Origin of the sequence: Pseudomonas sp. MAG002Y, from assembly GCF_019400845.1 — a bacterium.
In the GTDB taxonomy this organism is placed as follows: domain Bacteria; phylum Pseudomonadota; class Gammaproteobacteria; order Pseudomonadales; family Pseudomonadaceae; genus Chryseomonas; species Chryseomonas luteola.
On the sequence record NZ_WOEJ01000001.1, the window covers coordinates 284,470 to 310,456 of the forward strand.

24 protein-coding genes are annotated in these 25,987 nt (G+C 53.5%); 8 read left to right on the plus strand and 16 right to left on the minus strand.

All coding sequences use genetic code 11. The features are described from left to right. The first annotated feature begins 1 nt into the window (after position 1). On the plus strand, positions 2 to 3,937 hold the full coding sequence (locus tag GM154_RS01350; RefSeq protein WP_219650714.1) for a pilus assembly protein: 3,936 nt from the start codon (positions 2 to 4) through the stop codon (positions 3,935 to 3,937). An 8-nt stretch (positions 3,938 to 3,945) separates the two neighbouring features. Further along, positions 3,946 to 4,404, plus strand: a complete 459-nt coding sequence (locus GM154_RS01355) for a type IV pilin protein (protein ID WP_308460584.1) — start codon at positions 3,946 to 3,948, stop codon at positions 4,402 to 4,404. Between the two features lie 56 nt (positions 4,405 to 4,460). Here the strand turns inward: GM154_RS01355 and ispH are convergent, their stop codons facing one another. The 6 genes from ispH to murJ form a co-directional block, all read right to left on the minus strand. After that, positions 4,461 to 5,405: a 4-hydroxy-3-methylbut-2-enyl diphosphate reductase gene (gene ispH, locus GM154_RS01360; protein WP_219650715.1), complete on the minus strand. Its 945-nt coding sequence runs from the start codon at positions 5,403 to 5,405 to the stop codon at positions 4,461 to 4,463. Positions 5,406 to 5,445: 40 nt separating this feature from the next. Next, positions 5,446 to 5,892, minus strand: a complete 447-nt coding sequence (locus tag GM154_RS01365) for a peptidylprolyl isomerase (RefSeq protein ID WP_010797184.1) — start codon at positions 5,890 to 5,892, stop codon at positions 5,446 to 5,448. Continuing rightward, on the minus strand, positions 5,885 to 6,388 hold the full coding sequence (gene lspA / locus GM154_RS01370; protein ID WP_010797183.1) for a signal peptidase II: 504 nt from the start codon (positions 6,386 to 6,388) through the stop codon (positions 5,885 to 5,887). The genes GM154_RS01365 and lspA overlap by 8 nt, the downstream gene beginning before the upstream one ends. Further along, positions 6,381 to 9,212, minus strand: coding sequence for an isoleucine--tRNA ligase (ileS, locus tag GM154_RS01375; protein WP_219650716.1), 2,832 nt, complete (start codon positions 9,210 to 9,212; stop codon positions 6,381 to 6,383). The genes lspA and ileS overlap by 8 nt, the downstream gene beginning before the upstream one ends. A gap of 10 nt (positions 9,213 to 9,222) precedes the next feature. Then, positions 9,223 to 10,167, minus strand: coding sequence for a bifunctional riboflavin kinase/FAD synthetase (gene ribF, locus GM154_RS01380; RefSeq protein ID WP_010797181.1), 945 nt, complete (start codon positions 10,165 to 10,167; stop codon positions 9,223 to 9,225). Positions 10,168 to 10,266: 99 nt separating this feature from the next. Then, positions 10,267 to 11,805, minus strand: a complete 1,539-nt coding sequence (gene murJ / locus GM154_RS01385; protein ID WP_026004125.1) for a murein biosynthesis integral membrane protein MurJ — start codon at positions 11,803 to 11,805, stop codon at positions 10,267 to 10,269. A 236-nt stretch (positions 11,806 to 12,041) separates the two neighbouring features. Here murJ and rpsT point away from each other — a divergent pair, with 236 nt between their 5' ends. Beyond that, a complete protein-coding gene (gene rpsT, locus GM154_RS01390; protein WP_010797179.1) occupies positions 12,042 to 12,320 on the plus strand; it encodes a 30S ribosomal protein S20 in 279 nt (92 codons plus the stop codon). Positions 12,321 to 12,423: 103 nt separating this feature from the next. On the opposite strand, the gene proB is transcribed toward rpsT, so the two are convergent. From proB to rplU, 4 genes are all read right to left on the minus strand, one after another. Continuing rightward, positions 12,424 to 13,542 carry a glutamate 5-kinase gene (gene proB / locus GM154_RS01395; RefSeq protein ID WP_219650940.1) on the minus strand — a complete coding sequence of 373 codons (1,119 nt, stop codon included), beginning with the start codon at positions 13,540 to 13,542 and terminating at the stop codon, positions 12,424 to 12,426. A gap of 10 nt (positions 13,543 to 13,552) precedes the next feature. Further along, positions 13,553 to 14,779 (minus strand): Obg family GTPase CgtA, encoded by a 1,227-nt coding sequence (gene cgtA, locus GM154_RS01400; protein ID WP_219650717.1) that lies wholly within the window; start codon positions 14,777 to 14,779, stop codon positions 13,553 to 13,555. Between the two features lie 107 nt (positions 14,780 to 14,886). After that, complete coding sequence (gene rpmA, locus GM154_RS01405; protein WP_010797176.1) at positions 14,887 to 15,144, minus strand: 50S ribosomal protein L27; 258 nt, start codon at positions 15,142 to 15,144, stop codon at positions 14,887 to 14,889. Positions 15,145 to 15,167: 23 nt separating this feature from the next. Further along, a complete protein-coding gene (rplU, locus tag GM154_RS01410) occupies positions 15,168 to 15,479 on the minus strand; it encodes a 50S ribosomal protein L21 (protein WP_010797175.1) in 312 nt (103 codons plus the stop codon). Between the two features lie 311 nt (positions 15,480 to 15,790). Between rplU and GM154_RS01415 the strand changes: the two genes are divergently transcribed. Then, complete coding sequence (locus tag GM154_RS01415) at positions 15,791 to 16,762, plus strand: polyprenyl synthetase family protein (RefSeq protein ID WP_150347975.1); 972 nt, start codon at positions 15,791 to 15,793, stop codon at positions 16,760 to 16,762. A gap of 162 nt (positions 16,763 to 16,924) precedes the next feature. Further along, positions 16,925 to 17,179 carry a hypothetical protein gene (locus GM154_RS01420; protein WP_010797173.1) on the plus strand — a complete coding sequence of 85 codons (255 nt, stop codon included), beginning with the start codon at positions 16,925 to 16,927 and terminating at the stop codon, positions 17,177 to 17,179. A gap of 26 nt (positions 17,180 to 17,205) precedes the next feature. Here the strand turns inward: GM154_RS01420 and GM154_RS01425 are convergent, their stop codons facing one another. The 5 genes from GM154_RS01425 to GM154_RS01445 all read right to left on the minus strand — a co-directional run bounded on the left by GM154_RS01425 (position 17,206) and on the right by GM154_RS01445 (position 21,861). Further along, entirely contained in the window at positions 17,206 to 17,823 is a 618-nt protein-coding gene (locus GM154_RS01425) for an FKBP-type peptidyl-prolyl cis-trans isomerase (protein ID WP_122043387.1), read from the minus strand. Between the two features lie 113 nt (positions 17,824 to 17,936). Beyond that, complete coding sequence (locus GM154_RS01430) at positions 17,937 to 18,254, minus strand: DUF6482 family protein (RefSeq protein ID WP_010797171.1); 318 nt, start codon at positions 18,252 to 18,254, stop codon at positions 17,937 to 17,939. 61 nt (positions 18,255 to 18,315) lie between these two features. Further along, positions 18,316 to 18,810, minus strand: coding sequence for a TIGR00645 family protein (locus tag GM154_RS01435; protein WP_010797170.1), 495 nt, complete (start codon positions 18,808 to 18,810; stop codon positions 18,316 to 18,318). Between the two features lie 120 nt (positions 18,811 to 18,930). Further along, positions 18,931 to 19,272 (minus strand): hypothetical protein, encoded by a 342-nt coding sequence (locus GM154_RS01440; RefSeq protein ID WP_219650718.1) that lies wholly within the window; start codon positions 19,270 to 19,272, stop codon positions 18,931 to 18,933. A gap of 156 nt (positions 19,273 to 19,428) precedes the next feature. After that, complete coding sequence (locus GM154_RS01445) at positions 19,429 to 21,861, minus strand: Lon protease family protein (RefSeq protein WP_010797168.1); 2,433 nt, start codon at positions 21,859 to 21,861, stop codon at positions 19,429 to 19,431. 283 nt (positions 21,862 to 22,144) lie between these two features. On the opposite strand from GM154_RS01445, the gene GM154_RS01450 reads away from it, so the two are divergent. The 3 genes from GM154_RS01450 (at position 22,145) to GM154_RS01460 (ending at position 24,078) form a co-directional block, all read left to right on the plus strand. Then, positions 22,145 to 22,525: a hypothetical protein gene (locus GM154_RS01450; RefSeq protein WP_074822907.1), complete on the plus strand. Its 381-nt coding sequence runs from the start codon at positions 22,145 to 22,147 to the stop codon at positions 22,523 to 22,525. Between the two features lie 107 nt (positions 22,526 to 22,632). Further along, positions 22,633 to 23,580: a threonine/homoserine exporter RhtA gene (gene rhtA / locus GM154_RS01455; RefSeq protein WP_208825563.1), complete on the plus strand. Its 948-nt coding sequence runs from the start codon at positions 22,633 to 22,635 to the stop codon at positions 23,578 to 23,580. Next, a complete protein-coding gene (locus GM154_RS01460; protein ID WP_010797165.1) occupies positions 23,581 to 24,078 on the plus strand; it encodes a gluconokinase in 498 nt (165 codons plus the stop codon). Between the two features lie 47 nt (positions 24,079 to 24,125). Here GM154_RS01460 and ettA read toward each other — a convergent pair whose 3' ends face one another. Continuing rightward, positions 24,126 to 25,790 (minus strand): energy-dependent translational throttle protein EttA, encoded by a 1,665-nt coding sequence (gene ettA, locus GM154_RS01465; RefSeq protein WP_010797164.1) that lies wholly within the window; start codon positions 25,788 to 25,790, stop codon positions 24,126 to 24,128. Positions 25,791 to 25,987 lie beyond the last annotated feature (197 nt).

Sequence of the window (25,987 nt, forward strand, 5' to 3'; positions counted from 1 at the left end):
GATGCTAACGCATAAGGAAATTATCGCCATAATGACTCCCTTAAAAAACAATTACTCAATCTTTAAAAGCTTTGCTTTAGTAGCTTTTGCTTCCTTTACAGCAACAAGTGTTTATGCAGAGGTTTCCCAGACACCGCTGTTATTAGGCAGTGGAAACGTACCTGGAAGCTTGGCGTTGGTACCTTCCGTAGAATGGCCTACTGTTTTGTCCGTGGCAAACCTAGGCAGTTATAATTCAGCCAATGAGTACTCTGGCTACTTCGACTCTAACAAGTGCTATCTATATAACAAGACCAGCAATGATGGCTGGTTCTATCCAAATGGCTTAGCCACTAACCATAAATGTAATGGTAAGTGGAGCGGAAACTTCTTAAACTGGGCTGCAACGCCGACTATTGATCCCTTCCGCAGCGCGCTAACGGGAGGCTTAAGAGCTGTTGACCAAGAAAACCTTACTATTTTGCAAAAGGCGCGTCACAGTGGCCAAAATAGTACAGGCGATAGGACTAACTCAGGCCAAGGAATGATTCCAGCAGCCGAGTTCTCGGGCGCCACACCAGTATCCTCTGGCTGGAATAGCATGTATATCCGTCTAAGTGGTCTAAATACCGATATGGTATTTTCAAATTGGTCGGACAAGCTCGGCGATGATCCAACATCAAGGAGTGAGTGGATCGACTATGACCCAAACAATAGCGCCCAGCTTAACAATGGCAGGCTCATACCTTCGTATCGCGTCAATGAGAACGGAGGATCACAAGTTAAGAGCGTTTATCGTTTAAGAATTCAAGTAAAAGTATGCGATCCAAGCCCTGCGGCTGGCGGCCTGGAAAGTAACTGTAAGCGCTATTCATCAACTAATTACAAACCAGAAGGTCTGCTTCAGCAATATTCGGATACGCTACGCTACAGCGTATTTGGCTACCTTAACGACTCCAGCGAAGGACGCGATGGTGGCGTTTTACGGGCAAACCAGAAGGGCATAGGCCCGAAAGATACTGATGGATCAACGAACCCATATGCAGAATGGAATGCCACCACTGGCATTTTAGTAAAAAACCCTAACCCTGCCGATGCTATTAGTACAGGCAATGGCGTTGCTGATAGTGGCGTAATAAATTATTTAAATAAATTCGCCTCCATGCCTTATCAAACAAATCCTGTTGCCTATAAGGCCATCAAGAGTTTAGATCCTGTTAGCGAACTCTATTACGCCGCTATAAGATATTTTAAAAACCAAGGTAATGTTCCTGCATATAGCAACCTTACCGGCGGAACCCAAGCCGAGCGCTACGCACAAGCGGACGGATTTCCCGTTATTACAAACTGGCAAGATCCTATTAATTACTCGTGCCAAAAAAACGTAATACTTGGTATTGGCGATACCAATACTCATAGAGACAAAAATCTTCCGGGTCCGACCAGCTCGGTAGGAGAGGTCAGCCCCAAGCCTCCAGAGGTCGTAGCAGATACGACGGTTAACGTCGTTACCGCCACAGCAAAAGTTGGAAGCCTTGAAGGCGTCAACCTTAAAGAAACGTCGAGTAGCTATACTGGACGTTCTAACTCAGCCTATATAGCCGGCTTAGCTTATGACTCGCATACTGTTGATCTCAGACCTAATATGAGCGGCAAGCAGACCCTTTCCACTTACTGGGTAGATGTAAGGGAAAATCAGAGCTTAGCGGGGCGCGCTTCAAACCAATATTGGCTTGCGGCTAAATATGGCGGGTTCAAGGTGCCATCTAATTTTTCACCTTATTCAAATGAGACAAACAGCGCCACTATTACAGATGATCTTTGGTGGACAAATGGTGAAATTCTTCCTACTGGAGATAAGCGGCCTGATAACTTTTTCGTAGCAAGCGATGCTGCGAATATGACAGCCAGCTTAAAAACTGCTTTTTCCCAAATTGTTAAAGAGGTTAGAAGCACATCTACGTCTCTTGCTACTAACTCGACTCAGCTTAATACGGAAAGCGCTGTTTTTCAGACTCTCTATAATAGCTCCAACTGGAGTGGAGACCTTCTCGCAAAAACTGTCAGCGGTTCTGGCTCAGTTGCGGCCACGCCAACGTGGAGCGCTGCGTCTAAACTAGATGCGTTAACTAACCTCAGTACACGAAAAATATTCCTATCGAATGGATTTACCGCCAGAGAGCAAGGGGTCTACTCTACATCCATCGGAGGTATAGACTTTTTCTGGAATAATAATCTGGACAATGACGCCAAAATCGCTCTTCAGACACCTAGAGCGAATGGCGTTACTGTAGAAGGTGATACCGGCCAGAATCGCTTAAATTACTTACGTGGCGAGCGAAACCTAGAAAAAACCAAAACGACTCCTTCTAACCCGTTCCGCTCAAGAGGCAGCCGATTGGGCGATATTATTAACTCAGATCCCCAATATGTTTCTAATCAAGATTATGGCTATAACTTACTGACCGGCTCAATGTGGGGCGGTGCAGGCAGCAGCTATTTGAGCTTTCGTCGCAGCACTGACTATATCAATCGTAAGCCCATGGTGGTGGTAGGTACAAATGATGGGATGCTGCATGGATTTGACGCGACCGTTTCGTCAATTGGAGGTGGTGAGCTCTTTGCCTATATACCTCGAAGCATAACAGGTGACTTATATAAGCTTACCGACCCAAATTACTCCCACCAGTATTATGTAGATGGCTCGCCGACGAGCTCTGACGCGTGGATAAACGGTAGCTGGAAAACTATTGTTGTGGGCACAACCGGTGCTGGAGGCAAAAGCGTTTTCGCTTTAGACGCCACCAACCCGAACACTATGTCTGCCAGGAGTGTAATGTGGGAGTTCACCGCACCTGACATGTCTTATCCAGTACAGAAGCCCTCAGTAGTTGCATTAGCAAATGGAAAATTCGGCGTTATCGTTAGTAGTGGATTTACAAACTCATCCGTTACTAAAGGTCATGTTTGGGTACTTGATGCAGCTAACGGAAATGTGCTGAAAAAATTCACAGTCAATACTACTGGCGGAATGGCACAGCCCTTAGCAATCGATATTAATAATGACCGAGTAGCGGATCGCATTTACGTAGGCGATACCCAAGGCAATCTTTGGCGATTCGATATAACGGGGGAGGATGTAAGTAAGTGGGATGGTTTTAGAAATGGTAACCAAAACATCATTCCCATTTTCTCAGCACGGGATAGCTCAGGTAGAGTCCAGCCTATTACAGCACCTCTTACAGCCGCTCTTAATACCGATGGCAAACCAATTATTCTATTTGGTACAGGTAGTTTCTACCAAACCGTCGATACTGATCTCTTGCAGAATCAACGCATTGAGTCCTACTACGCCATCATTGACAGAGACAGTTCGGTTAACCGAACGAACCTAGCTGAACGTAAGATTCTAAAAGAAGTAAACGTAAACGGCCAAAAAGGCCGAATTTTGAGCGAAGCAGCCACTGGGGACATGTACGGTAAGTCTGGTTGGGTATTAGATCTATTATGGAAGGCCTCTGAGGGTGGATCCAATTCACTTACTGGTGAACGGGTTGTTTCAGCAGGTGTTTTAAGAAATGGCACCATCACATTCAGTACATTAACACCCTCTGATGATCCCTGTTCAGGCGGGGCCACTAGTTGGGTAATGTCTCTAGACGTATTTACTGGTGCTCGATTGGCGTATAACTATTTCGATTTCAACGGTGATGGGCTTATCAATGATAATGACTATTTCACAGACTCTAATGGAAATAAGATTCCTTTTTCTGGAATCTCCAACCCTGATTTAGGTGCCATAGATACACCTAGCTATTTCAATGGCAATGCTACTAATGAAGGTAGTACCGACCTCATCTGTTTTGCGGGGTCCGCAAATGCAGATCAGCCCGTCTGCAGTCCTGCACCTCCGGGATCAAGAACGTCTGACAGAGTTTCATGGCGAGAAATCAGATGATAAAAGTTATGAGCAAAATGCGATTAGGCAAAACTGTCCCTCGCCGCACTATTCAGCGTGGTTTTACTTTAATCGAGGTAATGGTAGTAGTTGCTATTATTGGAATACTTGCAGCAATAGCTTATCCGTCTTACACCGAGCATATACGTAAAACAAACAGAACAGCTGCACAAGCTTCTTTAATGGAGCTTGTGCAATTTATGGAAAGAAATTACACCTCAACTGGAATGTATTCCAATTCGGACGGAACAGCTCCGGCTTTACCGTTTACAACCTCTCCAAGAGATGGAAATGCCGTTTACAATCTAGAGCTAAGTTTGGTAACTAAAAGTAGTTTCACACTACAAGCGGTGCCGGTTGCCGGAAAGGTGATGGCAAGTGATCGTTGTGGAACATTAACGATTACAAACACAGGTGTAAGAGGACAAGCAGCGACAGGAACTTCGACTGAGTGTTGGCGACGATAAAATAAGAAGTGAAAGAACGACTACCGCCCTTGAGTCTTCAAAGGCGGTTTTAAACATTATATAGCTTTTACTCTAAGCTCCTTCGGCAGCGAGAACGTAATATTCTCCGGCTGGCCTTCAAGCTCCAGCCCCTCGCTCGCGCCCCAAGCTTTCAGCTGGTCAATAACGCCTTTGACCAGAATCTCAGGAGCTGACGCGCCTGCTGTAATACCAATTCGCCCTACCCCGCTGAACCACTCCTGCTTGAGATCTTCCGCACCATCAATAAGGTAGGCTGGGGTTCCCATACGCTCGGATAGCTCACGCAGACGGTTGGAATTGGAGCTATTAGGACTTCCAACGACTAGAACGATGTCAGACTCAGTTGCTAGTGTTTTAACCGCGTCCTGGCGGTTCTGAGTGGCGTAGCAAATATCGTCTTTGCGTGGGCCGCCAATGTTCGGAAACTTGCCGCGCAAGGCATCGATGACCTTGCTTGTGTCGTCCATAGACAGCGTAGTCTGAGTAACGAAAGCTAGCGAGTCAGGGTTGCGGACCTGAAGCGCCGCAACGTCTTCCTCGTCTTCTACAAGGTAGATCGATCCGCCATTACGCGTATCGTACTGGCCCATAGTGCCCTCTACTTCCGGATGGCCTTCATGGCCAATCAGAATGCATTCGCGGCCGTCACGGCTGTATTTGGCTACTTCCATGTGAACCTTGGTCACCAGCGGACACGTAGCATCAAAAACTTTGAGCCCTCTGTTTTCAGCTTCCTTGCGTACCGCCTGCGAAACGCCATGGGCGCTGAAGATCACGATAACGTCATCAGGCACCTGATCCAGCTCTTCGACAAAAACAGCGCCACGGTTGCGCAGGTTTTCTACGACGAACTTGTTATGCACCACTTCATGTCGGACATAGATCGGCGGGCCGAACACATCAAGCGCGCGATTGACGATATCGATTGCGCGATCAACCCCTGCGCAAAATCCGCGAGGGTTGGCTAATTTGATTTGCATGTTGAATTCCTTTCGCTCAGCGTCTGCTACTGAGCAGGCCTCAATGGGCAACAACCGGCTCAATGGCGATAATTTCGACTTCGAACGTCAACGTGCGCCCAGCAAGCGGGTGGTTGAAATCTATAATCACCGCATGATCATCGAAGGATTTAACGATGCCGGGCATTTCGCCTCCTGCCGCATCGGTAAAGATAATCAGCAACCCTTCGGACAAGTCCATATTCTCGAAATCGTCTCGAGGCATCTGCTGCAGATTTTGCGGGTTTGGCTGACCAAACCCCTGCTCAGGCAGAATCGTCAGGCTACTACGCGCGCCCTCAGGCAAGCCGAACAACGCTTGCTCGAAGCCAGGCAGGAGATTGCCGTCCCCTACCCTGAACGTTGCAGGCGCCTTGTCAAAGGTTGTGTCAACAATATCGCCGTTTTCCAGCTTGATCGCGAAATTGAGCGTTACGCGCGTTTCCGGACCAACCGTTATCTCAGACATGGGCTTCTCCTGTCTTTTTGGTACGGAACATATCCAGGGCAAGCATGATGGCACCTACGGTAATGGCGCTGTCTGCCAAGTTGAAAGCGGGAAACAGATGTTCCCGCCAATGTACAAGGACGAAATCAATAACGTGCCCCAACACGATACGGTCGTACAGGTTACCGATAGCGCCGCCAAGGATCAGCGCCAGGGCAATAGCAATCCAGGTATCGTTGCGTCCCAACCGCTTGAGCCAGACTACCAGGGTAATGCTGACTGCAATGGCAATCGCAGCAAAAAGCCAACGCTGCCAACCGGAATGATCCGCCAGAAAGCTGAACGCTGCGCCTGTGTTATAGGCGAGCGTCCAGCTGAACAGATCAGGGATCACCTCGATGCGCTGATACAGACTGAGCTGCCCTTCAAAATAAGCCTTGCTCAGTTGATCCAACACAACGACGACCACACTCAACCATAACCAGGCCAGACGGCCAAAACGGCCTGCCTCAGGCATAGCGGCGTACCTCACCATTGCCAAAGACGTTACTGACGCAACGGCCACAGATTTCAGGGTGGTTGGGATCAATTCCTACGTCATCACGATGGTGCCAGCAACGGGCACACTTGGTGCTGCCTGATTTGCGAACCAGAAGTTTGAGACCTACCACCTCGCTCTCTACCGCTTCGTCAGGCGCCTCGTCAAACGTTGCAACCTCGACCCGAGAAGTGATCAGGATAAAGCGCAGGTCTTCACCCAGTTTCTTCAGTACCGCACTCAGCGGGCCGTCAACGAACAGCGTGATTTCTGCCTGAAGGTTGCCGCCGATTGTCTTGGCGTTACGCTGGTTTTCCAGCTCTTTGTTGACAGCAGCCTTGACCGCCATCACCTGATCCCAGAATGCGCGATCAAGCTCAGTGTCAGCTGGCAGCTCGGTCAACTGGTCATACCAGGTATTAAGCATGACAGACTCGTTGCGCTTGCCTGGCAGGTATTGCCAGATTTCCTCGGCAGTGAAGGCCAAGATAGGCGCAATCCAGCGAACCAGTGCTTCCGCAATATGGAACATGGCTGTTTGGCAGGAACGGCGAGCGCGGCTGTCAGTGCCCGTGGTGTACTGGCGATCCTTGATGATGTCGAGATAGAAGCCACCCAGTTCATGCACACAGAAATTGTGCACTTTCTGGTACACGTTCCAGAAACGATACTCGTTGTAGGCTTCCTCAAGCTCATGTTGCAACAGGAGCGCGCGATCCACAGCCCAGCGATCAATAGCGATCATGTCTTCCGATGCCAGCAGATGCTGCTCAGGATCGAAGCCGTTCAGGTTGGAAAGGAGGAAACGTGCAGTATTGCGGATACGGCGATAAGAGTCAGCCGAGCGCTGCAGGATCTGTTGGGAAACCGCCATTTCACCCGAGTAGTCAGTCGCCGAAACCCATAGGCGCAAAATGTCAGCGCCCAGCGTATCCGTCACCTGCTGCGGTGCAATCACGTTGCCCAGCGATTTGGACATCTTGCGGCCATTCTCATCTACGGTAAACCCGTGCGTGAGCAATGCTTTGTAGGGTGGGTGGTCGTCGATGGCACAACCAGTCAGCAGCGATGAGTGGAACCAACCACGATGCTGGTCGGAGCCTTCCAGATACAGGTCAGCAACCGGCCCCTGATCATGGCCCAGCTGATGCGAACCACGTAGCACATGCCAATGGGTAGTGCCCGAGTCAAACCAGACGTCCAACGTATCAGCGATTTTTTCATACTGGGGGGCTTCATCACCCAGCAACTCGGCAGCATCCAGCTTGAACCACGCCTCGATACCGGCCTGCTCAACGCGCTGAGCAACCTCTTCCATCAACTCTACCGTGCGAGGATGCAGCTCTCCGCTTTCCTTATGCAGGAAGAATGGAATCGGGACACCCCAGGTACGCTGACGCGAGATACACCAGTCAGGCCGACCGGCAATCATGCCATGCAGACGGGCCTGTCCCCAGGCGGGCACAAACTGGGTCTGCTCGATGCCTGCCAAGGCACGCTCACGAAGGGTGCCGCCCTCTACTGGCTGCTTGTCCATGCCCACAAACCACTGCGCGGTCGCACGGTAGATCAGTGGGGTTTTGTGACGCCAGCAATGCATGTAGCTGTGAGTGATATTCTCGCTGGCCATCAGGCAGCCGACTTCGCGCAGCTTCTCGACAATGGCGGGATTGGCTTTCCAGATGAACTGGCCACCAAAGAAGGGCAACGACTCGACATAAACGCCGTTGCTCTGCACGGGACTCAGAATGTCATCGTTGGTCATGCCGTAGCGCTTGCAGGACCGGAAGTCATCCTCACCGTAAGCAGGCGCACTGTGCACAATACCCGTACCAGCACCCAGTTCAACATAGTCAGCAAGGTAAATGGGCGAACGGCGATCGTAGAAAGGATGATTGAAAGCGATCAGCTCCAGCGCTTCACCCTTAGCCGTCGCGATGACCTGTCCTTCCAGCGAGTACCGCGCAAGGCAGCTCTCGACCAGCTCCTCAGCCAGCAGAAGCAGCTTGTCGCCTACGTCTACCAGTGCATAGTCAAACTCGGGATGCACATTAAGCGCCTGGTTGGCCGGGATGGTCCAGGGTGTGGTAGTCCAGATGACGATATAGGCTTTCTTGGGCAGCGTTTCCAGACCGAAGGCAGCAGCAAGCTTGTCATCCTCGGCGCTGGGGAAGGCTACATCGATCGTCATGGACTGCTTGTCCGCGTATTCCACTTCAGCTTCGGCCAATGCAGAACCGCAATCGAAGCACCAGTTGACCGGCTTCAGACCCTTGAATACAAAGCCTTTACGAACCATTTCAGCCAATGCACGGATTTCTCCCGCCTCGTTGGCATAATCCATGGTTTTGTAGGGATTATCCCACTCACCCAACACACCCAAGCGGATGAAGTCGGCTTTCTGCCCTTCTACCTGCTCAGCCGCATAGGCACGGCAGAGTTCGCGGGTTTTGTCGGCTGGCAGATTCTTGCCGTGGGTGATCTCAACCTTGTGTTCGATAGGCAGGCCATGGCAATCCCAGCCGGGAACATAGGGTGCGTCATAACCCGACAGGGTTTTGGAGCGGACAATAATGTCCTTGATGATCTTGTTGACCGCATGACCAATATGAATATTGCCGTTGGCATAGGGCGGGCCATCATGAAGGATAAAGGTAGGACGCCCTTTGCCAATTTCGCGCAGCTTTTGGTAGAGACCAATACCATTCCAGTACTTGAGGGTTTCAGGCTCGCGTTGCGGCAAGCCGGCTTTCATGGGGAAATCGGTAGCTGGAAGGTTAAGCGTGGCTTTGTAATCGGTCATTTCGGGCTCTTCAGATCTCATCAAGCGGTTGGCCCAGCCAATAAGCTCGGGCGGCGGCGACATCGGCATCAATCGCCGCCTTCAATGCCTCCAGAGAGGCGAAACGCTGCTCGTCTCGCAGCTTGCGGTGAAAAACAACAGTCAGATGCTGACCATACAGATCGCCAGCATATTCGAGAAGATGTACTTCAAGATGGGGACGGCCATCGCCTTTTACAGTAGGACGAAGACCAATATTTGCAACGCCTCCCCGGATCTGGCCATGAATATCCACGTTGACCAGATAAACCCCTTTCATGGGTGGCAGACGGCGCTTCAGCTGAACATTAGCAGTAGGCCAGCCTAATTGGCGAGCAAGCTTCTGTCCATGCAGTACACGCCCAGATAAGGTATAGGGGCGTCCCAGCATTCGATTTGCAAGAGACAGATCCCCCGAAGCCAACGCTTCTCGAATGCGCGTACTGCTTATTCTCATGCCATCCAACTCGACCGTTGTAGCGGCCTCAACCGTAAACCCGTTGATCCGCCCTGCATCGACCAGAAAATCAAAGTCGCCAGCACGGTCACAGCCAAAGCGGAAGTCATCCCCGACCTCAAGGTGCTTGATGCCCAATCCCTGGATAAGCACCTGATCGATAAAGGCTCGTGCTGAAAGCTCGCGCAGTCGACGGTTGAAGGCCAGACACACAACACGGTCTACGCCTGCCCTGGATAGTAACTCCAGCTTCTCGCGAAGGCGCGTCAACCGCACTGGAGCTTGTTCAGGCGCAAAGTACTCACGCGGCTGCGGCTCGAATATAACTACACAACTAGGCACTCTGAGCTCTATTGCTCGTTCATGCAGACGAGCCAGAATCGCCTGATGTCCCAGGTGTACTCCGTCGAAATTGCCTATGGTGGCAACACAGCCCTGCGGCAGGGGACTGAGATTATGAAGGCCTCGAACCAGCTGCATAGCACGCGTTCTATTTGCAAATTCTACGATTATACGCACGCTTGCCCGCAGACAACAGGCAGTCACTGACAAGCTTGCCCATGAACATCAAACCATTGGTCATGCCAACGCTTTTTTCGTGAAGTCTTTGATACGAAATCCAAATGCCGCCAACACGCCAAAATAAGCGATCACTCCAGCAGCAACGACTAGCCCAAGCCGTGAAAAGCGCGCCAGCATATTGCCCTGATCCCATGCGGGCATGACATAAAGCAGCCCTAGAAGTACGGTCGACATGACCACAACCGCAACCACTAGCTTGATCAGGAACAAGGTCCATCCGGGCTGCGGCTCGAAAAGCTTGTGCTTTCTCAACTGCCAATAAAGAAGACCTGCGTTGATACAGGCGGCCAGCCCGATCGCCAAGGCCAGACCTACATGCTGAAGCGGACCAATAAAGGCCAGGTTCATGAGCTGGGTTATTACCAATGTGAAAATAGCGATCCGAACAGGCGTCTTGATGTTCTGTCGAGCATAAAACCCGGGGGCCAGTACCTTGACCAAAATGATTCCGACCAAACCTACCGAATAGGCGATCAAGGCATGCTGGGTCATTTGTGCATCATGAGCCGTAAAACGACCGTACTGGAACAGGGAAATAGTCAGCGGCTCGGACAGAATCGCTAGCGCCAACGAGCACGGCAGAACCAAAAGAAAGCAGAGCCTAAGCCCCCAATCCAAAAGGCGGGAGTATTCGTGCCGATCATCCTTGGCATAAGTCTTGGCTAGCGCCGGCAAAAGGATAGTACCAAGCGCAACACCCAGAACACCGGAAGGCAGCTCCATCAAGCGGTCGGCGTAATACATCCATGAAACCGAACCGGCAGCCAGAAAAGAGGCAAAGATGGTGTTGATGATCAGGGAAATCTGGCTAACCGACACTCCGATAATGGCCGGGATCATTTGCCTCAATACCCGCCAGACTCCGCTGTCCCGTAGATTGAGGCGAGGCAGCACAAGCATGCCAATTTTTTTCAAGTGTGGCAGCTGGTACACCAGCTGTAGAAAACCGCCCGCCAGTACAGCCCATCCAAGCACCATGACCGGTGGATCAAAGTATGGCGTCAGGAAGACAGCAAAAAAGATCATGCTGACGTTTAGGAGCGTGGGCACAAACGCCGGGACGGAGAACCGGTTCCACGTGTTGAGCACTGCACCGGCAAGCGATGACAGGGAAATCAACAGAATATACGGAAAGGTTACGCGAAGAAGTGAAGTGGTCAGCGCAAACTTTTCAGGCGTATCGCTAAAGCCAGGGGCGGTAATCCAGATAACCCAGGGCGCAGCTACCATGCCCACCAGGGTCACAATCGCCAGGACCAGCGTCAGCAGGCCTGATACGTAGGCGATAAAGGTTCGGGTCGCCTCTTCTCCGCGCTGGCTCTTGTATTCTGCCAGAATCGGGACAAACGCCTGGGAGAATGCGCCCTCTGCAAAGATGCGCCGCAACAGATTCGGCAGCTTGAACGCTACGAAGAAAGCATCAGTGGCGATCCCTGCGCCAAAAATACGTGCTACGATGGTATCGCGAATAAAGCCCAACACCCGGGAAACAAGCGTCATTGAGCTAACCGCAGCTAGCGATTTAAGAAGGTTCATGCGTTTGGATTCTATACATACCGATGACAGGGCCAGTGTGTCTCCAAGCCTCAAGAAGATGCCTCATAGGCAAGCCCGCGAGTGTAGGACGATCAAACAGATAAAGCACGTACAGATGCAGTTGTTACCAACCACTCGTCCAGCCGTCTTTATAACCTTGACAATCGATTAACACATCGGCATGATTCGCGGCCTTATTTGCGTGGTACCCCCCCAGTTTTTCGAGGAGCTCGACGGTGGCAAACACACCTTCCGCCAAAAAACGCGCCAAACAGGCTGAGAAGCGTCGCAGCCACAATGCTAGCCTGCGTTCAATGGTTCGTACTTACATCAAGAACGTAGTTAAAGCGATCGACGCTAAAGATCTGGAAAAAGCACAAGCTGCCTACGCCGCTGCAGTACCTGTGATTGATCGCATGGCCGACAAGGGCATCATTCACAAGAACAAGGCTGCTCGTCACAAAGGCCGCCTGAATGCCCATATCAAGGCTATGAGCCAAGCTGCTGCCGCTTAAGGCTTAGCTTGCAATAAAAAACCGGCGAAAGCCGGTTTTTTATTGCCTGCGTTTTCAGGCATAAAAACGGCGCCCATCGGCGCCGTGCTTCATGCGGGTGACGTTACACCAGCACCATATTGTCTCGATGAACAAGTTCAGGCTCGTAGACATACCCAAGCGCCTGACCAATGAACTCTGAGGACTGTCCCATGATCTTCTGTGCCTCGGCAGCACTGTAATTTACCAGTCCGCGCGCCACTTCATTTCCGTCAGGCCCCACACACGCCACCATCTCACCACGACGGAAACTGCCTTCTATCGCTTTAACACCTACAGGCAAGAGACTCTTATGGTCTTCAGTAAGGGCCTTTACCGCCCCCGCGTCCAGCACCAATGCGCCACGCATTTGAAGATGACCTGCCAGCCATTGCTTGCGAGCCGCCACCAAGCCCCGCTCAGGGGAAAGCAACGTACCCAGCCGCTCACCCTCACGCAACCGGCTCAGTACGCGCTCAATGCGCCCACCTACGATAACCGTACAGGCACCAGAGCGAGCTGCCAGACGAGCCGCACGCAGCTTTGTCTGCATACCACCACGCCCCAACGCCCCTGCAGAGCCACCAGCCACCGCATCCAGCGCAGGATCGTCTGCACGAGCCTCGCTGATTAGCGCGGCTTCAGGATTATGTCGCGGATCGGCATCGAACATGCCATCACGATCCGTCAGGATAACCAACAGATCCGCCTCAACCAGGTTTGCCACCAGAGCAGCCAATGTATCGTTGTCACCAAAACGGATCTCATCCGTAACGACCGTATCGTTTTCATTGATGACAGGCACCACCCCCAACTCAACCAGGGTTCGAAGGGTGCTTCGAGCATTCAGATAACGCTTTCGGTCGGACAAGTCATCATGGGTAAGCAGCACCTGTGCCGTTTGCACATCATGCTCGGCAAAACTGGACTCCCATGCCTGAACCAAGCCCATCTGACCAACAGCCGCAGCAGCCTGCAACTCGTGAATGGCACTGGGCCGCGAAGCCCAGCCCAATCGACTCATGCCTGCCGCCACTGCGCCAGAGGATACGAGGACAAGCTCAACACCCGCACGATGCAGAGCAACCATCTGCTCGACCCAGCCCGACATGGCACGGCCATCAAGGCAGCGCCCATCATCCGTCAGCAAGGCACTGCCAATCTTTACCACCCAACGCTCGGAGCGAGTCACCCGATCGCGTATCGAAAGCTCTTTATCTGACATAGATGATCTCTGGTCCTTCACCATCGTCTTCGTCATCATCATCGAAGTCATCGTCGAGACTTTCATCATCGACGCTCTTTATGCCAGCACGACGCAGCGCACGCGCATCGTCCAACGCCTGTAGGCGAGCACGGGCCTCATCCTCGATCTGCTGATCCAGCTCCTGCACCGCCTCAGCAAAGGCTGGATCTTCAGCGATACGCTCGGCACGCTCATCCAGATAGCGCATGATAGCCTGACACAACGCTTCGGTGCCGTTACGCTCCAGGGCCGAGATCACAAAGACAGGCCCTTCCCAGCTCAGACGCTCAACGACAGCCTTGACCCGAGCATCACGCTCTTCCTCATCCAGGATCTGGTCAGCCTTATTCAGAACCAGCCAGCGGTCACGCTCCATCAGCGCCGGACTGAACTTGTTCAACTCATTGAGAATCGTCTCAGCCGCATCAGCCGGATCGCTTTCATCCAGCGGCGCCATATCGACCAGATGCAATAACAGGCGTGTACGCGCCAAGTGCTTGAGGAAGCGAATCCCCAGCCCTGCACCTTCGGAAGCGCCTTCGATCAAACCGGGAATATCCGCCACAACAAAGCTCTTGAGGCGCCCCACACTCACAACACCCAGATTAGGCACCAACGTTGTAAAAGGGTAGTCCGCCACTTTGGGCTTGGCTGCCGACACCGCCCGGATAAATGTACTCTTGCCAGCATTTGGCAGACCAAGCAGACCTACGTCTGCCAAGACCTTCAACTCAAGCTTGAGATCACGCGCCTCACCAGGCTTACCTTTGGTGGTCTGGCGGGGAGCACGGTTGGTACTGGACTTGAAGCGCGTGTTACCCAACCCGTGCCAGCCGCCTTGCGCTACACGCAGACGCTGTCCCGGCTGGGTCAGATCGCCAATCACTTCCTGGGTGCCCGCATCGATAACAGTCGTACCTACAGGCACTTGGAGAACCAGATCTTCACCCTTGGCACCCGTACAATCCGTACTGCCACCGTTTTCGCCACGCTGCGCCTGGAAACGGCGGGTGTACCGATAATCCACCAGGGTATTGAGGTTGACGTTGGCCTCCAACCATACAGAGCCACCGTCACCACCATCACCACCGTTCGGCCCACCTTTCTCGATGAACTTTTCCCGGCGGAAACTCATCATGCCATTACCGCCATCGCCGGCTTGCACGTGAATGGAAACTTCGTCGACAAACTTCATTAAAACCTCCCGCCGGAGCGGGCCGACTGAAAATAACTGGAAAAGAATAGAATACAGAAACAAAAAAGCCCCGTCGTTAAGACAGGGCTTTTTCGGTGAATCTGCGCTTAGGCAGCAACGACGCTTACATAGCGACGGCCGAAGGCGCCCTTCACTTCGAACTTGATCACGCCGTCGACTTTAGCGAACAGAGTGTGATCCTTGCCCAGACCAACGCCGTAACCGGGGTGGAACTGAGTACCGCGCTGACGCACGATGATGTTACCTGCTTTAACAACCTGGCCGCCGAACAGCTTCACGCCAAGGCGTTTAGATTCTGAATCGCGACCGTTGCGGGTGGAACCGCCAGCTTTTTTGTGTGCCATGTGTCAATTCTCCGAAAAGGCAATCAGGCCTGAATGCCGGTGATTTTGATTTCAGTGAACCACTGACGGTGGCCCTGACGCTTCATGTGATGCTTACGACGACGGAATTTGATGATGCTGACCTTGTCGTGACGACCCTGAGCAACTACTTCAGCAGTTACTTTGGCGCCATCAACTACCGGCAGACCGATCTTGACGTCATCGCCGTTGCCAACCAGCAGAACGCGATCAAAAGTCACGGTTTCGCCAGTTGCGATGTCGAGCTTCTCGACCTTCAGGAATTCACCTTCGGTGACTTTGTGCTGCTTGCCACCGGTAACGATTACTGCGTACATGGAATATCTCCGTTTAACCTGCTCACCCGGTGCTTTATAAAAAGAGTGATTGACCGGCATGGCTGCATGGGGTGGATAGACGCCCAGGCAATTGCGTAAGACAGGGGGTTAACCCTTGGGATTTCAGGGCCAGCAATTCTACGCAAGAAGGGATAATGTAGCAAGGGCTGCACTACTCTGCCTTGACAGTGCCACCCCTCCCCCCTAGCATGCCGCGCAACCCTATTGGAGCCCCGGCAGGTTACGCGCCCAGCGCTCCGCCCCGGCGCGCACTGTGCTGTAACAACGCACCGCACTTGGATACGCCCTACATGACGCAACCCCAGGCCTTTTATCGCGTGGTGGCTGATGATTTCGCCGCAGTCGATGGCATCATTCGCCGACAACTCACCTCCCGCGTGCCCCTGGTCGAAAAAATCGGAGACTACATCGTCTCCGCTGGCGGGAAACGCCTACGTCCCCTCCTGGTCCTGCTGACTGGAAATGCATTGGGCCATAGCGATTACCCGATTCGGCTACTTGCAGCCACCATCGAGTTCCTGCACACCTCAACCCTGCTGCACGATGACGTTGTCGATGCCTCAGGTCTACGTCGCGGACGCTCAACGGCCAATGCCCTTTGGGGTAATGCCCCTAGCGTGCTGGTGGGTGATTTTCTCTATGCCCGCTCCTTCGAGATGATGGTCGAGCTGGGCTCCATGGAGGTCATGCGCATTATCTCCCAGGCAACACGCGTTATTGCCGAAGGGGAAGTGCTACAGCTTTCCAAGGTCCGTGACGCCAGCACAACCGAAGAGATCTATATGGAGGTCATTCGGGGTAAGACCGCCATGCTGTTCGAAGCGTCAACACACAGTGCTGCGGCCCTGTGTGGCGCCTCAAGTGCGCAGGCAGAGTCCCTTCGGCAGTTTGGGGATTATCTTGGTATCGCCTTCCAGCTGGTCGATGACCTGCTGGATTACCGCGGCGACGCTACGACGCTAGGCAAGAATGTGGGTGATGACCTGGCAGAGGGTAAGCCTACCCTTCCCCTGATCGTAACCATGCGAGAAGGCACCGAGGAACAGGCGACCCTGGTTCGCAAGGCCATCCAGCAAGGTGGCAGCAAGGACCTGGAGGGTATTCGCACTGCAGTCGAAGCCGCCGGCGCGCTTGACTACACCGCCAATCTGGCACGTGACTATGCCGAGCGGGCCATTGCCTGCCTGGAAAGCCTGCCTGACAGCGCTCACCGTGATGCGCTCATCGAGCTAAGCCAATTTGCAGTAGCGCGTACGCACTGATATAGCAACCAAAAAGAACGCCACCTGCCGTCAGGCACGTGGCGTTTTTTTATGTCTGTTTTGTGCTGCTGGTCGCCTTGGCCAGAAAAATTCGGATTAACCCTTGATTAATCAATAACAAGAATTATTCTCATTCATACACCCGATATGGAGGGATATGTCATGACTTATTTGATCGATGCCTGGCTGGACCGCCCACACCCCTACCTTCGCATACTCAATCGCGAGACTGGACAGGTATGCGTTGTACTAGATGAAGACGCATTGAATGAATTGTGGGAGATGGGCGAGCTTGATGTGCAAAGTTTGAGCAGCAGCGAACCTGCTCGCCAAAAGGAACAGGTCCGCCAACTCTTTCTGTTCTGCTATGCACGCGCCTTGCGGCCGGAGGACAGCAGTCAGCAGAGCTTTGGCTAAGCTGGTCTTGCGGTCAGCCCTAAGACTCAGAGAATCTCGAGCAGCTCTACGTCGAAGACCAGTACGCTATGGGGCGGGATACTGCCAACACCTTGAGCGCCATAAGCCAGCTCACTCGGCACGGTTAGGCGCCATTTGCTGCCTACATTCATCAGCTGCAACGCTTCGGTCCAGCCTGCAATGACGCCACCGACGGGAAATTCGGCAGGCTGGCCACGTTCATAAGAGCTGTCAAAGACGCTGCCGTCGATCAGGGTGCCATGGTAATGGGTACGCACATGACTCTGGCGGCTAGGCTTGTCGCCCTGCCCTTCAACCAGCACTTCGTACTGAAGGCCAGAAGGCAACAGCACAACGCCGTCGCGCTTGGCGTTTTCCAGCAGGTAGGCGGCACCGGTTTCTGCGGCTGCAGCAGCCTTGGCCTGCGCTTCAGCCTGCATACGCTCGCGAATGTGTTTAAAGCTGTCATTCAGATCATCAACCGACACACGACTGTCTTGCTCGGTGTAGGCATCCGACAAACCCGCCAGCACAGCCTCAAGAGACATGCCAGGTACCGGATTCTGACGAAGCTGATCGCCCAGTTGACGGCCAATGCCGTAGCTCACACGACTTTCATGCGTGTCCAGATTGAGTTCGCTCATTAGTTACCTCGGCTACAAAACGCCCAGCCTAACACAGACGACTGCAAGGCTCGGCGTGCATGCGGCAGGTAAATGACGGGTGATACTGTCTCTCTTTGAGCTACCGCTCAGGCTCAAACGCTTGCTTCACCGTTACGGTTGAAACCAAGGCGCGTCTTTAAAGGCGCCTCGCTACGCGGCGCAGCGCCTACCATTTCGTCATAGGGAGAATACTGCACAAGGTAGAAGGGAAGCTCCGGTATCTCCCTGAGCACATGCTGGGCATGGCCGGGCGAGCGCAGGTGCATGGTCTTGCCATCGTTTTCCTGAAGGCAGCTGCGAGTCTCTACGCCGAGTATGTCAAGGATATAGAACCCTCCTTCCAGCGATAGAAGGTTGAGTTCCTGAATGCGACCTGCCTGGGCTAATGCCTTTAACTCTTCGAGTCTCATAGCGCCTCCGGGAAAGTAGCTGCCAGCACGGCTAACAACTGTCTTGACCTCTTACGACCCGTTAATGGTCATGCTTGGTGAGCTTGTCTAGATAACCCATGGCAAATGCCGAGAGCACGAAGGTCAGGTGAATGATCACGTACCATTTCAGATAGGTGGTATCGACATTTTTTGCGTCCATGAAGATTCGCAGCAAGTGAATCGATGAAATCGCAACAATGGAAGCGGCGACCTTGTTCTTCAATGAACTGGAATCCATTTTGCCGAGCCAACTGAGTTTTTCCTTGTCATCTCCCAATTCAAGTTGAGACACAAAGTTCTCGTAGCCTGACAGCATGACCATGACTAGCAAACCGCCCACCAGAGCCATATCGATCAGCGACAGGACCAACAGGATCAGATCTGCTTCAGTTTGTTCGAATATATGCGGGAGTAAATGAAAGATTTCCTGGAAAAACTTGATGGCCAGCATGACCAGGGCTAGCGAAAGACCAAAATAGATAGGTGCCAGCAGCCAGCGGGCAGCATACATAGCATTTTCGAAAAAGCGTTCCATGTAACTCGCTCATGACAAGTGATCCGGCGAGTATACCGGCGCATACCGCCCCGACAAACGCCTGGAACGGTACAAATCATGGCAAATCATGAGAGGCCCAACCCTTTTGGGCCAATTTGCTCACAGCTCGGGTCGAGCTTGGTACTTCATGACAGGTTGTGCACGTTCTCCGTTCATTCGACGGAGTTCACCTTGAATGTGCAAGCGCCAGATCTGTGGATCAAACGCAGGAACATAGCCTTGTTCCTGCAGATTCTCGGCAATCGCTGCCATGACTGCCTCAGCGACAACCGGTCCGTGAAAAGGCCCTTGCGCTTTGATCGCCGTTGGATGCTGACCCGTTAGGCCAGCAGCACACAGTAAAGTCCACATTCCTGGCTGATGAGCCAGTGGTTTGACTTCACATTCGATACGGGTAACAAGACCCAGGCAAGGACGAATTAGAGTGATGCTGCGCGGCATGGCATCTTCCTCGATCTGTTTTTTCTAATAAGCCTGTCGTGCCCGAGGAGTTATCGAGGAGCGATAACGAACTTCAGCAGCGCAAGCCAGCTGCGGTGTGCCATGACCCGCAAGCCATGGCACATCTCTCATTCTTCCGACCTGACCGCTATGTACTCAGTTCTCGTCGTGCGTGTCCTTTTTGCTCTTATCTTTCAATTTGTCGGCCAGTTCATCTTCTATCTCAAGTTCAGCGATGTCTTTAAGCCGCTCGACAACCCGAGCATTCACGCTGCCCTCAGGAAAACGTCCTTGTGCGTCTGGTGCACCTGCCGGCTCACCGACCAGAAGGCTTAGCGCTTCGTCTGCCTGACGAACGGCATAGATGTGGAAGCGCCCCTCTCTAACCGCCTCTACCACGCGCTCATCAAGCATGAGGTTGATTACATTGGCCCTAGGAATGATCACACCTTGCTCGCCGGTGAGGCCGCGTGCAGCACATAGGCGGAAGAAGCCTTCGATTTTTTCGTTGACGCCGCCAACAGGCTGCACCTCACCAAACTGATTAATGGAGCCGGTTATGGCAAAACACTGCTTCAACGGCGTACGTGAAAGCGCGGAAATCAAGGTGCAGGCTTCTCCCAGAGAGGCGCTATCACCATCCACATAGCCATAGGACTGCTCAAGGGCAATACTGGCAGAAATGGCCAAAGGGAATTCTTGGGCGTAGCGACTTCCCAGATAGCCTGTCAGGATCATCACACCCTTGGAGTGGATCGGCTGCCCAAGACTGACCTCTCGCTCGATATCGAGAATGCCACTGGCGCCGGGATAGACCGTAGCGGAGATACGCGCTGGCATACCAAAGGCCGAGTCTGCTACCTCAAGGACGGTTAGGCCGTTGCATTTACCGACTGCGGCGCCTTCTGTATCAATCAGGATCTGACCCGCCATGATGTCGTCCAGCACACGGGCCGAGACACGACCTGTACGGGTTTCCTTGGCTTTCAAGGCACGCTCTACGTGGCCTCGATCGGTCACTTCGTCGCCTGCCAGCTGGCGAATGAAATCCGCCTCGCTGACCAGTTGGAATAGATCACCGATTCGAGCCGACAATCGCCCCTGATGCTCTGCCAGACGAGCACTGTAAGTGGCAAGACGCGCAACTGCCGTTGCGGTCAGGGGCGCCATGCCCTCTTCGGAGGTCCGTGTTTTAAGGAGCTGTGCAAACTGCTCGAGACTGTCGTCACGCAGCGGAATCTCTTCATCAAAGTCCACCAGCACACGAAACATCTCCTGGAACTCCGAGTCGAGCTCCTGAAGGGTGTAATAGAGCTGCCGTGAGCCAATGATAATGACCTTGATGTTTAGTGGAATAACCTGGGGCGTCAGGCTGACGGTCGCAAAGCGACCAAGATCAGCCAGCGGCGACTCCATCTTGAGCTGACGTGAATGCAGGGCACGCTTCAGGGCATCCCAGACAAAGGGTTCGGTAAGCAGTTTTTCCGCCTCGACGATCAGAAAGCCGCCGTTGGCCCGGTGCAGTGCCCCTGGACGCAACTGTCGGTAGCTGGTGTAGAGCGCGCCTTGATCAGAGCTGTACTCGATGCGACCGAACAGATTGTCGTAGGTGGGATGGGGCTCGAAAATGACCGGTGCACCACTGGTTGCATGGTGCCCAATAACCAGATTGGGCAGGTATTGCTCTTTCAGATCCTTACGGCGCTGTGTGTCCGTTTTGGCATCGTCGATCAGCAGATCGACCACCGTTTTAAGCAGGTCGACCTGCATGGCCTGCAAATAGGCACACACACCCGGGTTGTCATTGTATTTCTCAACCAGCGGAGCCAGCAGCGGCTGGAGAGCCAACGTGATGGTCTCTTCATTCAGGCGGCGCAGCTCATTGCTGGATTCGCGACGCCATTGCGGCAGACTGGCAAGCTCCTCATTGAGCCGCTCCTCTAGTGAGGATATATCGGCATGGAACTGTTCGCGCTCTGCTTCAGGCAACTGGGCGAATTCAGCCTCATCCAGGGCCTTGCCCTCCTTCATGGGCGTAAAGGCAATATTGGTACTGTCGCGGTAGAGCGCTACGCTTTTTTCCAACGCTGCACGTTCTACCGCATCCAGCGCCTGGTCGTAGCGCTGGTTGAAGGCTCGATCGATGGCGCTCTTTTTCTGCTGATAGGCAGGATGCTCGAACACGGCTGGAAATGTGGAGAGCAGGTTATCGATCAGCTGCTCGATATCAGCGATGAAGTCATCGCCATTGCCTGGGGTCAGCTCGACAGCACGGGGCTCGCGCAGCTCTTCGAAATTGTTCAGGTAGGCCCAGTCCGAGGGCGTAGGCAAGCGCTTGCCTTCCGCTTTCAGGAACCGTTGCACGAAGGAAAACCGTCCCGTTCCCGGCTCTCCCATGACATATACGTTATAGCCTGGACGTGGCATCGCCACACCAAACTGCAGGGCCTCTACAGCGCGCTCCTGCCCGAGAATACCCCGGAATGGGTCTAGCTCATCGGTAGTACTAAAGGACAGCTGGGCGGGATCAAAGGGACTGGTCAATTCGTCAGGTGCCAGGCGCAGGCCGGCAGCTACAGGATCATGCATCGGAAATCCTTGTGTCGTTCGGACATATCTGTCCGCATTCTGGCGTTGCGAGCCGGATAAGAGCAAGGCATGGCACTGCCTACCCGGTCATCATGGCACACGAAGCGGTCACACCGTTTTGACGAATTTGTGACATGGAAGTGCCTAACTTCAGAAATAACACCGACTCGCCAGTCCGGGGCTACGCTTAAGGGAAGGGAGCAGGAAAAGAAACAGGTTATGCGCAGTCAATCCAAGGGTCTTCGTACTGCGCCAGCGACGAAGTTTGCGCAGGAGTAAGACCATGTGGATGAGAATGTTATTGGCTGTAACGCTACTTACCGGGCTGAGCGGCTGTGAGAGCTACCATGACCAGTTGGTTGCAAAGGGTTATCCACTTCCTTATGCCGATGGCTATCACGACGGGTGTCTGACAGGTAAACAGGCGGTAAATGGCATTGGGGCCCTCCATAAGAACGTCCCCCGCTATGACCAGGAGCGTTATTACGCGCAGGGGTGGGAGGACGGCTACCGCCAGTGTGCCAGCACGGCTCAGAACGAACAGACCCGTCGCTACTATGAAGAACATTGGAGTGAGCACGAGGAGGACTGGGAACGCAGCAAACGCCGTGGAATGGCCCGGGCCCTGCGCGGCGACAGCAAGGAACAGAAAGACAGCAATTGAACGCACCTCAGAAACATCCGACGCTCTGGCGTGACGCTACTAAGTAGTGCTCGCTTTGGCTTTCCCATTCTGCTATTGCTCAATCAAAACGGATAAGCACTAGCAGAATGTCTCAACTAAACGCTCGCCCCCTGGCTACTCTCATACCGGTCTGCCTGTTACTGGTGGCAATGATCTCTCTTCAAAGCAGCGCCAGCTTGGCCAAAAGTCTTTTCCCTGTCCTGGGTCCGATTGGTGTAACCGCGCTGCGCCTTCTCTTTTCCGCCCTGCTGCTTGTAGCTGTTCTTCGACCGTGGAAAGTCCTTGGCAAAGGGAAGCCATGGAAATCTCTGGTCGTATATGGCATTGCCCTAGGCATCATGAATGTTTCGATTTATCTGGCCATGCAGCGGATTCCCATTGGAATCGCAGTCGCCCTTGAGTTCACAGGCCCCCTGGCTGTCGCCATAATTGCCTCTCGCCGGCTGATCGATTTTGTCTGGATCATCCTGGCTATTTTAGGGCTGGTATTGCTTTTACCGGTCGGGCATGCTGCCAGCGGTGTAGATCTACTGGGCGCGTTTTTCGCCTTGCTGGCAGGTGCCTGCTGGGCCCTCTACATTGTGTTCGGCAAGAAAGCCGGGGCGGCCTATGGTGCGAGCACCGTTGCGCTGGGCTCAAGCATCGCAGCACTGGGAGTTCTGCCACTTGGACTTTATGAGGCAGGTCCCGGTCTGTTTGCGGTGGAAACACTGCCAGTCATTCTGGCAATCGCCGTCATGTCCTCCGCGCTCCCCTACGTTCTGGAAATGATGGCGCTGACAAAGTTGCCTACCCAGACCTTTGGCACCTTGATGAGCCTGTCACCGGCCTTGGGTGCCCTGTCAGGCTTTATCTTTCTCGGCGAGACATTGACCCTCGGCCAATGGACGGCGCTGGCCTGTATTGTAGCTGCCTCTATCGGGACGACACTTACCATCGGGAAATCTTCTGATGCACCTCCCCCTGAATCCGGGGAGGCGCTTGCGGGTGAAGCGACTACCCTTAAAGGATCGAAACCCAATCGTGGAGGATGAATGATTTATCTGATCATGGGTGTATCTGGCAGTGGAAAAACCACTATAGGGGAACGCCTGGCCCAGCGTCTGGGCTGCCAGTTTTCCGATGCCGACGAGTTCCACAGCGACGCCAACCGGCAAAAAATGGCCAAGGGCATTCCTCTTGATGATGAGGACCGCTGGCCGTGGCTGGATGCCATTCGCACTGCGATGCAGGATGCCCATCGCCATCAGCGAACCCAGGTATTTGCCTGCTCAGCCCTGAAGAAGCAGTACCGGGAACGGCTGCAAACCGCCACCGACGGGATCGTTCTGGTCTTTTTGAATGGACCGGCCGAGGTACTCAGCGAGCGCATCCTCAATCGACGCGGGCACTTTTTCGATCCACGGCTACTACAAAGTCAGATCGACACACTTGAGCCGCCCGGTGAGCAAGAGGCGCTACTGGTTGATATTCGCCAGTCTCCGGATGAAATCATAGACAGCATTCTCCGGGCCACTCAGCACAAGAAATAAAAAAGGCCGCAGCATTACGCGGCGGCCTTTGGGTACAAAAGGGCTGATCAGCTCAGCTTTTTGTACTTCACCCGCTTGGGCTGCGTGGCAGCATCGCCAAGACGCTTCTTGCGATCCGCTTCGTACTCAGTGTAGTTCCCTTCGAAGAACACCACCTGAGAGTTATCTTCGTAGGAGAGGATATGAGTGGCGATACGGTCGAGGAACCAGCGATCGTGCGAGATCACGATGGCGGTGCCCGGGAAGTCCAGCAATGCTTCTTCCAGTGCGCGCAGGGTTTCGATGTCGAGGTCGTTGGACGGTTCGTCCAACAGCAGTACGTTACCGCCCTGCTTTAGCGTCAGCGCCATATGCAAGCGGCCACGCTCACCACCGGACAGGTCCTTGACGAACTTCTGCTGATCGGCACCCTTGAAGTTGAAGCGACCGACATAGCCGCGGGAAGGCACTTCATAGTTACCCACGCGAATCATGTCCAGACCATCGGAGACCTGCTCCCATACGGTCTTGTTGCCTTCCAGGCTATCGCGACTCTGATCGACACTGGCGATCTGTACGGTTTCACCGATCTCGATGGTGCCCGAATCTGGCTGCTCTTTGCCGGTGATCATGCGGAACAGTGTGGATTTACCGGCACCGTTACCCCCGATCACACCAACAATCGCGCCCTTGGGCACACTGAAGCTCAGATTATCGATCAGAACGCGATCACCGTAGCCCTTGGTGACGTTATGGAACTCGATAACCTTGTCACCCAGGCGCGGGCCAGCCGGGATGTAGATCTCGTTGGTCTCGCTGCGCTTCTGGAATTCCTGAGATTGCAATTCCTCGAAACGCTGCAGACGAGCCTTGGACTTGGACTGACGGGCCTTGGCACCGGAGCGCACCCACTCCAGTTCCGCTTTCATGGCCTTCTGGTGAGCCGCTTCCTGCTTGGCTTCCTGCGCCAGACGGTTGGCTTTGGATTCCAGCCAGCCGGAGTAGTTACCTTCGAACGGGATACCATGGCCACGGTCCAGTTCGAGAATCCAGCCAGCCACGTTGTCCAGGAAGTAGCGGTCATGCGTGATGGCTACGACAGTACCAGCGAAGTCGTGCAGGAAGTGCTCGAGCCAGGCAACGGAATCGGCGTCCAGGTGGTTGGTAGGCTCGTCGAGCAACAGCATGTCAGGTGCAGACAGCAGCAGACGGCACAGCGCCACGCGACGCTTTTCACCACCGGACAGGTGCTCGATCTTCGCATCCCATGGCGGCAGGCGCAGGGCGTCGGCGGCCACTTCCAGCTGCCGCTCGAGATTGTGGCCGTCAGAGGCCTGAATGATGGCTTCCAGACGCGCCTGCTCGGCAGCCAGCGCATCAAAGTCGGCATCCGGCTCGGCATAAGCGGCGTATACTTCGTTCAGGCGATCCTGAGCGTCCTTGATCGCACCAACGGCCTCTTCGACAATGTCCCGAACCGTCTTGCTCGGATCGAGCTGCGGCTCCTGCGGAAGATAACCTACGTTGATACCGGGCATCGGGCGAGCTTCGCCGTCGATCTCCGTATCGACCCCGGCCATGATGCGCAACAGGGTAGACTTACCCGCACCATTCAAGCCCAGCACGCCGATCTTGGCGCCAGGAAAGAAGGACAGGGAGATGTCTTTCAAAATCTCTCGCTTCGGGGGCACGATCTTGCTGACCCGATGCATGGAGTAAACGTATTGAGCCATGGATGAACCTTGGTACTGATGCAAAAGTAGGCGAATAGTATGGCGGGACTGAGCCAAGCTGTCGAAGTCCCTCACACACTATTTGATGGATTGCAGGTTATCGCTTCAGACGACAGCCAAACAATCATTTAAGAATCTGCACCCCGCGGGCGATAACGCAAAGGATATCCCAAATTCTCTTTTGTAATGGTGGACAG

Bases quoted from the DNA above. Each gene is read 5' to 3' on its own strand.
- rhtA (WP_208825563.1), top strand. From the start codon at position 22,633: ATGTCTCAACTAAACGCTCGCCCCCTGGCTACTCTCATACCGGTCTGC.
- GM154_RS01430 (WP_010797171.1), bottom strand. From the start codon at position 18,254: ATGAGACTCGAAGAGTTAAAGGCATTAGCCCAGGCAGGTCGCATTCAG.
- GM154_RS01420 (WP_010797173.1), top strand. From the start codon at position 16,925: ATGACTTATTTGATCGATGCCTGGCTGGACCGCCCACACCCCTACCTT.
- GM154_RS01355 (WP_308460584.1), top strand. From the start codon at position 3,946: ATGAGCAAAATGCGATTAGGCAAAACTGTCCCTCGCCGCACTATTCAG.
- ettA (WP_010797164.1), bottom strand. From the start codon at position 25,790: ATGGCTCAATACGTTTACTCCATGCATCGGGTCAGCAAGATCGTGCCC.
- GM154_RS01445 (WP_010797168.1), bottom strand. From the start codon at position 21,861: ATGCATGATCCTGTAGCTGCCGGCCTGCGCCTGGCACCTGACGAATTG.
- GM154_RS01440 (WP_219650718.1), bottom strand. From the start codon at position 19,272: ATGCCGCGCAGCATCACTCTAATTCGTCCTTGCCTGGGTCTTGTTACC.
- rplU (WP_010797175.1), bottom strand. From the start codon at position 15,479: ATGTACGCAGTAATCGTTACCGGTGGCAAGCAGCACAAAGTCACCGAA.
- rpmA (WP_010797176.1), bottom strand. From the start codon at position 15,144: ATGGCACACAAAAAAGCTGGCGGTTCCACCCGCAACGGTCGCGATTCA.
- lspA (WP_010797183.1), bottom strand. From the start codon at position 6,388: ATGCCTGAGGCAGGCCGTTTTGGCCGTCTGGCCTGGTTATGGTTGAGT.
- ispH (WP_219650715.1), bottom strand. From the start codon at position 5,405: ATGCAAATCAAATTAGCCAACCCTCGCGGATTTTGCGCAGGGGTTGAT.
- GM154_RS01435 (WP_010797170.1), bottom strand. From the start codon at position 18,810: ATGGAACGCTTTTTCGAAAATGCTATGTATGCTGCCCGCTGGCTGCTG.
- ileS (WP_219650716.1), bottom strand. From the start codon at position 9,212: ATGACCGATTACAAAGCCACGCTTAACCTTCCAGCTACCGATTTCCCC.
- GM154_RS01460 (WP_010797165.1), top strand. From the start codon at position 23,581: ATGATTTATCTGATCATGGGTGTATCTGGCAGTGGAAAAACCACTATA.
- GM154_RS01425 (WP_122043387.1), bottom strand. From the start codon at position 17,823: ATGAGCGAACTCAATCTGGACACGCATGAAAGTCGTGTGAGCTACGGC.
- ribF (WP_010797181.1), bottom strand. From the start codon at position 10,167: ATGCAGCTGGTTCGAGGCCTTCATAATCTCAGTCCCCTGCCGCAGGGC.
- murJ (WP_026004125.1), bottom strand. From the start codon at position 11,805: ATGAACCTTCTTAAATCGCTAGCTGCGGTTAGCTCAATGACGCTTGTT.
- GM154_RS01350 (WP_219650714.1), top strand. From the start codon at position 2: ATGCTAACGCATAAGGAAATTATCGCCATAATGACTCCCTTAAAAAAC.
- GM154_RS01365 (WP_010797184.1), bottom strand. From the start codon at position 5,892: ATGTCTGAGATAACGGTTGGTCCGGAAACGCGCGTAACGCTCAATTTC.
- GM154_RS01415 (WP_150347975.1), top strand. From the start codon at position 15,791: ATGACGCAACCCCAGGCCTTTTATCGCGTGGTGGCTGATGATTTCGCC.
- cgtA (WP_219650717.1), bottom strand. From the start codon at position 14,779: ATGAAGTTTGTCGACGAAGTTTCCATTCACGTGCAAGCCGGCGATGGC.
- GM154_RS01450 (WP_074822907.1), top strand. From the start codon at position 22,145: ATGTGGATGAGAATGTTATTGGCTGTAACGCTACTTACCGGGCTGAGC.